The organism is Actinoplanes sp. NPDC051405 (genome assembly GCF_055586185.1).
In genome coordinates, this window is record NZ_JBVJIR010000007.1 from 153,515 (window position 1) to 163,501 (window position 9,987).

At 72.1% G+C, this 9,987-nt stretch carries 9 protein-coding genes; 6 read left to right on the forward strand and 3 right to left on the reverse strand.

Annotation, left to right across the window (positions count from 1 at the left end):
- Positions 1-4 precede the first annotated feature (4 nt).
- The 3 genes from tatC (at position 5) to ACZ6S4_RS17290 (ending at position 2,153) form a co-directional block, all read left to right on the forward strand.
- Positions 5-967 (forward strand): twin-arginine translocase subunit TatC, encoded by a 963-nt coding sequence (gene tatC / locus ACZ6S4_RS17280; protein ID WP_465475881.1) that lies wholly within the window; start codon positions 5-7, stop codon positions 965-967.
- A 24-nt stretch (positions 968-991) separates the two neighbouring features.
- Positions 992-1,891: a diacylglycerol kinase family protein gene (locus ACZ6S4_RS17285; RefSeq protein ID WP_465475882.1), complete on the forward strand. Its 900-nt coding sequence runs from the start codon at positions 992-994 to the stop codon at positions 1,889-1,891.
- Between the two features lie 67 nt (positions 1,892-1,958).
- On the forward strand, positions 1,959-2,153 hold the full coding sequence (locus tag ACZ6S4_RS17290) for a hypothetical protein (protein ID WP_465475883.1): 195 nt from the start codon (positions 1,959-1,961) through the stop codon (positions 2,151-2,153).
- 22 nt (positions 2,154-2,175) lie between these two features.
- On the opposite strand, the gene ACZ6S4_RS17295 is transcribed toward ACZ6S4_RS17290, so the two are convergent.
- Entirely contained in the window at positions 2,176-2,922 is a 747-nt protein-coding gene (locus ACZ6S4_RS17295; protein ID WP_465475884.1) for an HAD family hydrolase, read from the reverse strand.
- A gap of 86 nt (positions 2,923-3,008) precedes the next feature.
- Here ACZ6S4_RS17295 and ACZ6S4_RS17300 point away from each other — a divergent pair, with 86 nt between their 5' ends.
- Both ACZ6S4_RS17300 and ACZ6S4_RS17305 read left to right on the forward strand, forming a co-directional pair.
- On the forward strand, positions 3,009-5,807 hold the full coding sequence (locus ACZ6S4_RS17300) for a DEAD/DEAH box helicase (RefSeq protein WP_465475885.1): 2,799 nt from the start codon (positions 3,009-3,011) through the stop codon (positions 5,805-5,807).
- 261 nt (positions 5,808-6,068) lie between these two features.
- Positions 6,069-6,533 (forward strand): YfbM family protein, encoded by a 465-nt coding sequence (locus tag ACZ6S4_RS17305; protein WP_465476091.1) that lies wholly within the window; start codon positions 6,069-6,071, stop codon positions 6,531-6,533.
- Here ACZ6S4_RS17305 and ACZ6S4_RS17310 read toward each other — a convergent pair.
- Positions 6,516-7,538 (reverse strand): LacI family DNA-binding transcriptional regulator, encoded by a 1,023-nt coding sequence (locus ACZ6S4_RS17310; protein WP_465475886.1) that lies wholly within the window; start codon positions 7,536-7,538, stop codon positions 6,516-6,518. The genes ACZ6S4_RS17305 and ACZ6S4_RS17310 overlap by 18 nt on opposite strands.
- A gap of 74 nt (positions 7,539-7,612) precedes the next feature.
- Here ACZ6S4_RS17310 and ACZ6S4_RS17315 point away from each other — a divergent pair, with 74 nt between their 5' ends.
- On the forward strand, positions 7,613-8,431 hold the full coding sequence (locus ACZ6S4_RS17315; RefSeq protein ID WP_465475887.1) for a phytanoyl-CoA dioxygenase family protein: 819 nt from the start codon (positions 7,613-7,615) through the stop codon (positions 8,429-8,431).
- Positions 8,432-8,461: 30 nt separating this feature from the next.
- Here ACZ6S4_RS17315 and ACZ6S4_RS17320 read toward each other — a convergent pair whose 3' ends face one another.
- On the reverse strand, positions 8,462-9,790 hold the full coding sequence (locus ACZ6S4_RS17320) for a pectate lyase family protein (RefSeq protein ID WP_465475888.1): 1,329 nt from the start codon (positions 9,788-9,790) through the stop codon (positions 8,462-8,464).
- Between the last annotated feature and the right edge of the window lie 197 nt (positions 9,791-9,987).

Genomic DNA, 9,987 nt, shown 5'->3' on the forward strand with positions numbered 1-9,987 from the left:
TGCCGTGGCCCTCTCCCTACGCCGTCGGGGACCGAGCAAGTTCGAGCAGGCCTCCGACGGTTCCATGACGCTCATCGAGCACGTCCGGGAGCTGCGTAACCGGCTCTTCTGGGCGTCGCTCGGCATCATCGCGGGCCTGGTCGTCGGCTTCATCATCTCGGGATGGGTCTTCGACATCCTGAAGCAGCCGTACTGCTCGCTCGACAGCTCCTGGATCGTCAACGGTGAGGGCGAGCGGGTCTGCAACTTCGTCGTGCTCGGCGTCGTCGACCCCCTGATCCTCAAGCTCAAGATCGCGCTGTGGGTCGGCCTGATCGCCGGCGCGCCGGTCTGGATGTTCCAGCTGTGGGCGTTCATCGCCCCGGGCCTGCACCGGCACGAGCGCAAGTGGGCCTACGTCTTCGTGGCTATCGCCACGCCGCTGTTCGTCGGCGGTGCGGTGCTCGCCTTCTTCGTCATCAAGCACAGCCTGGCCTTCATCCAGGAAGCCGGCATCCTGGGCGTGACGACCCAGCTCGAAGTGACGGCCTACGTCGGGTTCGTGACGAACATGATCCTGATCTTCGGGGTGGCGTTCGAGTTCCCGCTGGTCCTGCTGATGCTGAACTTCACCGGCGTGGTGAGCGCCAAGAAGCTGATGAGCTGGTGGCGGATCGTGGTGTTCCTGTCCTTCGGGTTCGCCGCCATCGCCACCCCGGACCCCGGCCCGTTCGGCATGACCCTGCTCGCGGCGTGCATGGTGGTGCTGTACCTGATCGCGACCGGCGTGGCCTTCATCAACGACAAGCGCAAGGGCCGCGGCAAGGAGATCTACGCGGGCCTGGACGACGACGAGATCTCGCCGATCGAGGACGACCGCGAGCCGGTCACCGCGGGCAGCCGGATCGAGACGCCGTCCTCGGTCGAGGCCCCGGAGCCCGTGTCGAAACCGTTGCCGCTGGAGAGCCGCTTCGACGACATGACCTGACGGAGCAGCCGGTAGCCTCCGGCTGTGACGAGCGACGACATCGCGGTGCTGGCCAACCCCCGGGCGGGGCGCGGCCGGCACCGCGGTCTGCTTCCCGGGGTCCTGGAGCGGCTGGGCGCCTCCGGCCGCGGCGTGCGGCTTCTCAGCGCGGACAGCGCCGAGGACGCCGAGAAGGCCTGTCACCGGGCCGTCGCCGAAGGCATCGGCGCGCTGGTCGCCGTCGGCGGGGACGGCACCGTGCACCGGGCCGTGCAGGCGGTGGCCGGCACCCAGGTCGGCTTCGGCGTGGTGCCCGCGGGCACCGGCAACGACTTCGCGGCCGGCACCGGCGTGCCCACCGATCCGATGGCCGCCGCGAGCGCCGTCGCCGAGGCGGTCCGCGAGGGGCGCGGCACCCCGGTCGATCTCGCCCGCGTCACCACCGGGCAGGGCGACGTGCGCTGGTACGGGGCGGTGCTGGCGGCCGGCTTCGACGCGATCGTCAACGAACGGGCCAACCGGATGCGCTGGCCCCGCGGCCCGCGCCGCTACGACCTGGCCATCGTGCTGGAGATGGCCCGGCTGCGCCCGCGCCGCTACAGCCTCGAGCTCGACGGCGTCGACCGCGGCTTCACCGGCGTCCTGGTGGCGGTTGGCAACTGCCGCAGCTACGGCGGCGGCATGCTGATCTGCCCCGACGCCGACCCCACCGACGGCCTGCTCGACGTGGTGGTCGCGGCGCCGCTGGGCCGCGGCGCCCTGGCCCGGCTCAAGCCGCGCCTGCGCCGCGGCACGCACGTCACCGACCCGCGGGTGGGCAGCTACCGGGCCCGGGAGGTCCGGATCGGGGCGCCGGACATCATCGCCTACGCGGACGGGGAACGCGTCGCCGCCCTGCCGCTCGTGATCAGCTGCGAACCGGGTGCGGTCCGGTTGTTGCGGTGATTTCGGCATCAGCGGCCGCCGACCCGGGCCGAACGGAGGGTGAAGCCACAGATCATCGGGAGGCAGCATGTCGATCGGTTCGCTCGGCTCGGGCACCGTGTCCACCGCCACGCTGGCGTCCGCCGACACGGCCGGACAGGCCGCGAAGGCCCGGGACGCCGAGAGCCCGACGATCGCGGACCACGTGGCCGCGGCGGAGGCGCAGGAGCCGATCCGCAGCGTCTCGACCACCCTCGGCACGCTGGTCGACACCTACCTCTGACCGCCTGACCCCAGTCGGAGTGCTAGACGGGGCAGCCGGCCAGGGCGAGGGTCGCTCCCAGGCCGTTGGTGCGGCCCGGCTCCGCCGCCGGCAGCACCAGGGCCGCGCAGCCCGCCTGGACCGCTCCCGCGTCGGCCGGGCTGTCGCCCACCATCAGCGTGCGTTCCGGGTCGGCCCCGAGCATCCCGCAGGCGCGCAGGAAGATCGCCGGGTCCGGCTTCGTGCGGCCCACCTCGTACGACAGGGCGAACGCGTCGACCAGGTCCGCCAGCCCCCACGCGGCGAAGTGCGGGCGGATGTCGAAGCCGATGTTGCTCACCACCGCCACCTTGATGCCCGCGTCGTGCAGGGTGCGCAGGGTCGGCCCGGTGTCCGCGTACGGCAGCCAGCCCTCCGGGCCCAGCAACCGCTCGTAGAGGGCGTCGGCGAGGCCCTCCACGTCCGTGCTGACGGTGGCGGCCAGGCCTGTGTAGGCGGCACGGTGGCTGTGTTCGTACAGGTCGCGGTCGGCCCAGTGCTCGGCCAGGTGGAGCGGCACCCGGTAGGGCAGCGGCCCGCCGGCGCGCCCGGCCGTGACCAGGCGGTCGGCCAGGATCGTGGCCTTGCCGCGGTCCAGCTCCCGCCCGCAGGCCGCGGCCGCGGCGAGCACCCAGGCCACCGGCTCCTCGACCTGCGCGAGGGTGCCGTGGAAGTCGAAGAGCACCGCGTCGACCTGGCGGCGCGACGGGAAGGCAGTCGAATCGGCGGCATCCGGCACGCCGTGCACCATACCTAGCGGCTGCGACGCAACTGTCGGCAACCGCCCGGCGGGGCATGACCTTCGTTGTGTCACACGCAAGCATTAGCCTTGTGTTCATGACGAGCCCCGCCGGTGATGTGAGCCCCGCCGAACGGTATGCGGCTTCGAAGCGCCGGGCGGCCCGGGCCGCCGAGTTTCCGGCCCTCGACGATTTCATGCTCGATGTCGGCTTCGATCTCGACGACTTCCAGCGCCAGGCCTGCGAGGCGCTGGAGCGCGGCAGCGGCGTGCTGGTCTGCGCCCCGACCGGCGCGGGCAAGACGGTGGTCGGTGAGTTCGCCGTGCACCTCGCGCTGCGCTCGGACGGCTCCGGCGTGCGCCGCAAGTGCTTCTACACGACCCCGATCAAGGCCCTGTCCAACCAGAAGTACCACGACCTGGTGGAACGCTACGGCGCCGACCAGGTCGGCCTGCTCACCGGCGACAACGTGGTCAACGGCGACGCCCCGGTCATCGTCATGACCACCGAGGTGCTGCGCAACATGCTCTACTCGGGCTCGGCGAGCCTGCAGGGCCTGGCGTACGTGGTGATGGACGAGGTGCACTACCTCGCCGACCGGTTCCGCGGCGCGGTCTGGGAGGAAGTCATCATCCACCTCCCGTCCTCTGTGACGCTGGTCTCACTGTCCGCCACGGTGAGTAACTACGAGGAGTTCGCCGACTGGCTGGTGACCGTGCGGGGGCAGACCGAGGTCGTGGTCAGCGAGCACCGGCCCGTCCCGCTCTGGCAGCACATGCTGGTCGGCAAGCGGATGTTCGACCTGTTCCACGACGCCGACGCGGCCCGCAAGCACGACGTGCACCCCGAGCTCCTGCGCTACACCCGCGAGATGCTGCGCCGGCTCGAACTCACCGACCGTACGGCCGGGCCGGGCTGGCAGGGCCGCGGCGGACGGCCCCGGCGCTGGCAGCCACCACCGCGCGCCGAGGTCGTCGACCGGCTCGACCGGGCCGACCTGCTGCCGGCCATCCTGTTCATCTTCAGCCGGGCCGGGTGCGACGCCGCCGTGCAGCAGTGCCTGTCCAGCGGTCTGCGGCTCACCGGCGCCGACGAGCGCGCCGAGATCCGCCGCATCGCCCAGGCCAAGGTGGCCAACATCCCGAGCGAGGACCTGTCCGTCCTCGGCTACTGGGAATGGCTCGACGGACTCGAACGCGGGGTCGCCGCCCACCACGCCGGCATGCTGCCCGCCTTCAAGGAGGCGGTCGAGGAGTGCTTCGTGCGCGGCCTGGTCAAGGCGGTCTTCGCCACCGAGACGCTGGCGCTGGGCATCAACATGCCGGCCCGCTGCGTGGTGCTGGAACGACTGGTCAAGTTCAACGGCGAGGCCCATGTCGACCTGACCCCGGGGGAGTACACCCAGCTCACCGGGCGCGCCGGGCGCCGCGGCATCGACGTCGAGGGGCACGCCGTGGTGCTGTGGAGCCCCGAGGTCGACCCCCGGCACGTGGCCGGCCTGGCCTCGACCCGCACCTACCCGCTGCGCTCCAGTTTCCGCCCGTCGTACAACATGGCCGTCAACCTGGTCGGCTCGGTCGGCGCGGACAAGGCCCGCGACCTGCTCGAGTCGTCGTTCGCCCAGTTCCAGGCGGACCGGTCGGTGGTCGGGCTGGCCCGGCAGGTGCAGCGCAACATCGAGACCATGCAGACGTACGACAACGACGGCGCCTGCCACCACGGTGACTTCGACGAATACTTCGCCCTCCGGGTCGCCATCGCGGACCGCGAACGCTCTCTCGCCCGTCAGGGCACCGCCCAGCGCCGCGCCGCCGCGGTGTCCTCCCTGGAGAAGCTGCGGGTCGGCGACGTCATCCGGGTGCCGCAGGGGCGCCGGGCCGGCCTCGCGGTGGTCCTGGAGCCACCCACCGGCGGTTTCGGCGAGCCCCGCCCGCTGGTGCTCACCCAGGACCGCTGGGCCGGCCGGGTCAGCCCGGCCGACTTCCCCGGCGCGGTCGACGTGCTCGAACGCATCCGGGTGCCGAAGCACTTCAACCCCCGCTCGCCGGGCGCCCGCCGCGACCTGGCCGCCACGGTCAGCGCGACGGGCCTCGACCGGCACGGCTCGGGCAACGGCCGGCGCGGCCGGGGCAAGGCAGCCCCCGGCGAGGACGCCGAGATCGCCCTGCTCAAGGTGCAGATGCGCCAGCATCCGTGCCACGCCTGCCCGGACCGCGAGGAGCACGCCCGCTTCGCCGAGCGCCGCCACCGCCTGTCCCGCGACACCGACGCGCTGCGCGACAAGGTCGCCGGGCGCACCGGCTCCCTGGCCCGCACGTTCGACCAGGTCTGCGCGGTGCTCGCCGGCCGCGGCTACCTGTCGGGCGACGGCGAGGTGACCGAGGCCGGCCGGATGCTGGGCCGGATCTGGACCGAGGCCGACCTGCTCGTCGCGGAGTGCCTGCGACGGGGAGTCTGGGAAGGGCTGGCCCCGGAGGAACTGGCGGCAGCGGTGTCCATGGTGCTGTTCGAGTCCCGCCGCGAGGGTGACGAACGCGCGTCGGTGCCCAAGGGCGCCACGACGGCGGCGGTGGACGCGTGCCACAAGCTGTGGGCCGAGATCGAGTCCGACGAGGCCGAGCACGGGCTGTCGCTGACCCGGGAGCCTGATCCCGGCTTCGTCTGGCCGATGTACCGGTGGGCGCGCGGGGAGCCGCTGGCCCGCGTGCTGGCCAGCGGCAACAACTACGAGACGGACATGCCGGCGGGCGACTTCGTGCGCTGGGCGCGGCAGGTGCTGGATTTGCTGGCTCAGCTCAAGGACGCCTCGGCGGCGACTCCGGGGGTGCGGGAGACAGCGCGGAAGGCGATGACCGCGGTCAACAGGGGGGTGCTGGCTTACCAGACGGCCCTCTGAGCGGTTCCCGGCGGTCAGCCCGGCCGGGGGCGGTGCGGCGGTGCGGCCAGGACGGCGGTGCGGCCGGGGCGGTGCGCCGGTGCGGCCGGGGCGGTGCGCCGGTGCGGCCAGGGCGGTGCGGCGGTGCGGTGCGGCCGGGGCGGTGCGGCGGTGCGGTGCGGCCGGGGCGGTGCGGCGGTGCGGCCAGGACGGCGGTGCGGCCCGGGCGGTGCGGCCGGGGCGGTAGCTAGCGCGCAGGTCTGGCACACTCCCGGCGTGGGCATGATTTTTGAAGGGCGGCGGCTGACGCCCGAGCAGGTCGCGGACCTCGCCGCCGATCCGTCGCTGACCGCCGACCTCCTCGATCGCGAGGACGACGTCCTCGACCTCGACAAGGCGTGGCACGGCATCCACTACCTGCTGACCGGCAGTGCCTGGGAGACCTCCCCGGGCGCCGGGGAGGCAGTGCTCGGCGGCGATCCGATCGGTGACGACCTGGGTTACGGCCCGGCCCGGCTCCTGCCGGCGGAACGGGTCCAGCTGGTCGCCGCAGCCCTGCGCGAGGTGACCGCTGACTCGCTGCGGGCCCGCTTCGACCCGGCCGCCCTGCTCGCGGACGAGATCTATCCGCAGGTCTGGGACGACGAGGACTTCGCGAACTACCTGCTGCCCAACTTTCTGAGCCTCCAGGCGTTCTATGTCGCCGCCGCGGAGGAGAAGCAGGCCGTCCTACTGGTCATCACCTGACCCGGTGCTGTCGCGGATCACCAGGTGGTGCGCGGCCACGATGCGGCGGGCCGGGCGGTCCGGGGGACGGGTGCCGAGGCGGTCGGCGAGACAGTTCAGCGCCTCCCGGGCGATCGCTTCCTTGTCCGGGGAGATCGTGGTCAGGGACGGGGTCGCGTACCGGCCGTCCTCGACGTCGTCGAAGCCCGCCACCGCCAGGTCCCGCGGAATCCGCAGGCCGCGCGCCAGCGCGACCTGCATCGCGCCGAGCGCGAGCTGGTCGCTGAAGCAGAACACGGCATCCGCCCGCGGCCCGGCGTCGAGCAGCCGGCTCATCGCCGCCGCGCCGTCGGCCCGGTGCAGCCGGTCCACCGGGATCTCCAGCGCCGGATCGGCCGGCAGACCGGCCTCGGCCAGCGCCTGCCGGTAGCCCTCCAGGCGGCGGGCCGCCGTGCCGTTCTCCAGATGCGGCTGCAGCCCGACGGCGGCGATGCGGGTGCGACCGATAGCGATCAGGTGCTGGGTGATCTCGCGGGCCGCGGCCACGCTGTCGACCGCGACGTGGTCCAGCAGGCCGTCCGCGTCCTGCTCGCCGAGCAGCACCACCGGTACGCCACCAGCGCCGCGGCGCAGCTCCTGGGGCGACAGTGCCCACGGGCTCAGCACGAGTCCGTCGATGACCTGGCCGCGTACGCCGTCGAGCAGCCGGCGTTCGTGGTCGGCGTCGCCGTCGGTCTGCTGGACCAGCAGCATCCACGAACGTTGCTCGGCCTCGCGGACGAGCAGGCCGGCCAGTTCGCCGAAGTACGGCGAGGCGATCTCCGGGATGGCCAGCGCCACCAGCCCGGACCGGCCGCCGCGCAGGTGCCGGGCGGCCGCGTTGGGACGGTACTGCAGCTCGTCGATGGCCTGCTGCACCCTGGCCCGGGTCTCCGGGGCCACCTGGGCGAAGCCGCTGACCACGTTCGACACCGTACGGATCGACACCCCGGCGCGTTCCGCCACCTGCCGCAGGCTCGCCGTCATGATCGACCTCCCATGGTGCAAACCCTACCGGCTACCACTTGCCACGTTGCATGCAACGTTGCAAAGTGAGGGGCATGACTGACACCGACGCCGGCGTGCGGGCTCGCGACGCCATCTACGACCAGGGGATCACCGCTTGTCCGGGCGCCTTCAGCGTCGCCTGGGCCGACACCATGCGGGAGGACATCGAGAAGGCGTTCGCCGAGGCCCGGTCCCGGCCCGGCGGCGCGGTCGGCCGTGGACCGCACCGCTACTACGTCGAGATCCACCCCGAGCAGCTGCGCGGCTTCGTCGACCTGGTCACCCACCCGTGGGTCACCGCGGTGTGCGAGGCGGTGCTGGGCCCGCAGTACGAGATCGTCGAGCTCGGCTTCGACGTCCCGCTGGCCGGCGCGGTCAACCAGCCGTGGCACCGGGACTTCCCGATGCCCGAGGTCACCCGCCAGGAACGGCGGCTCAACTCGCTGGCGTTCAACCTCACCGGCGTCGACACCACCGAGGAGATGGGGCCGTTCGAGATCGCCCCGGGCACCCAGTTCGACGACGAGCCGGAGTTCGGCCACGGCATGTTCCCGCCGAAGTCCTTCTACCCCCGGTACGAAGAGCGGGCCGTCCGCAAATATCCGAAGCGCGGCGACGTCTCGGCCCGCTCGGCGCTGGCGATCCACCGGGGCACCCGCAACTACTCCGACCTGTCGCGGCCTGTGCTGGTCCTGGGTGTGGACGCACCAGGCGCGGGTAACGGCGAACGGCACGACACCGCCGTCACCCGCGCCTATTGGGAGGCTCTGCCGGAACAGGTCAAGGCTCACCTGCACTGCCCGGTCGTGGAGACCCTCACCCCGATCACCCAGAAGCACACCATCGAGGGGCTCGTCATGGGTGAGGCCTGAGAAGTGACCCGGCCGAGCCCGGTCGGCTTCTCAGATGCCGAGGCGGCGTGAGCCCGCGGCGGCCTTGACGATGACCGGCACCAGGACGGTCGGGTCGAGGCGGGTACGCAGCGTCGGCACCCAGCCCGCGTCCGGTGCGAAGTCCGGGTCGTAGGCCGCGTTGTACGCCGCCACCAGGTCCACCGCTCGCGGCGCCTGGCTGCCCACCTGCACCAGGGTGCCCTTCGCGGTGATCTTCGTGCCCTTCCAGTACTTGATCAGGTCGCCGTCACCGACGTCGGCGCTGCGCACGAAGTAGTTGTTCTCCGCGTAGATGCTCGACTCGAAGCCCACGCCCAGCGAGTAGCTGTAGTCCTCGGCTGTGGCCACGTACAGGTTGTTGTAGATGTCCACCTGGCCGAAGCGGACCCGCGGCGCGCGCTGCACCACGTTGCCGAAGCGGTTGTGGTGCACCGTGACGCGCAGCTTGCCCACGTCCACGCCCGGGGTGTCCGTCGAGCCGATCAGCATCGTCTTGTCGTGGTCGTAGTAGTTGTTGTACGAGACGGTGACCAGATCGGAGCCGCGGATGATGTCGCTGGCCCCGTCGTGCACCTGGTACGGCCGGCCGAAGTACAGCGGCTGGGCGGCGTCGTGGTTGTTGCCGTCGCTGAAGGTGTTGTGGTCCAGCCACACGTTGGTCGCGCCGGTCAGCGACACCAGGTCGTAGAGCGAGTTCCAGTTGCCCGCCGAGCCGTCGGTGGGGTCCCAGGCCGGGAAGCAGTCCGCGGCGTCGGTGAACTCGATGTTGCGCACGATCACGTTGTGCACGTTCTGCAGCACCATGCTGCCGTGCTCGATGCGGGCGCCGTTGATGCCGATGACGGTCGTGTCGGACGGCACGGTGATCTTGATCTGGTCGCCCTGCCGCTTGGCCGAGCGGACCCGGGCCTCCTCCAGCGGGCCGGTGGGCTTGGTCGCCCGGCCCCAGACCGCCGGGTCGTACGCCTGCAGGAAACCCTCCAGGCGGTACGCCGGGTCGGCATAGTCCGCGCAGGTCAGCGGCTTGTTGTCGGCGTCGACGCTCATGCTGAAGCGGCCGTCGACGAGGACCAGCCGCGGGGCGGCCTCGCCGCTGAGCGCCGCGATGAGCTCGGCGCGGTTGTGCACGACGAAGGTGTGGGCGGCGTCGGCGGCGGAACCGCCGGTTGTGCCGGTGCCGGCGGCGGCCCATCCGTCGTCGGCGGCGAGGGGTTGCCGGGCCAGCCGCAGCGCCGCGGCCGACACGCCGGACGGGGTGTCGGCGGCTTCGGCGGGCAGGATCGGGCTGAAACCGATGGCCGTGACCAGGGCGGCCGCGGCAAGGGATCTTCCGCGCATGGTGCGCTCCAGGGAATCGATGCTCGAGGTGGGGGGAGGAAAACGCAGGTGAGAGTGGGAAAGCGCTTACCCCGAGCAACGGTTACACGCGTGTTTCGACGAGTCAATGCCCGCGAACGTGCAGGAAGTTTGCAGTGATCAATCTCCCGGCCGCGGAAGGGCCCGGCGGGCGGAAGGGGCCGCGGAAGGGCCCGGCG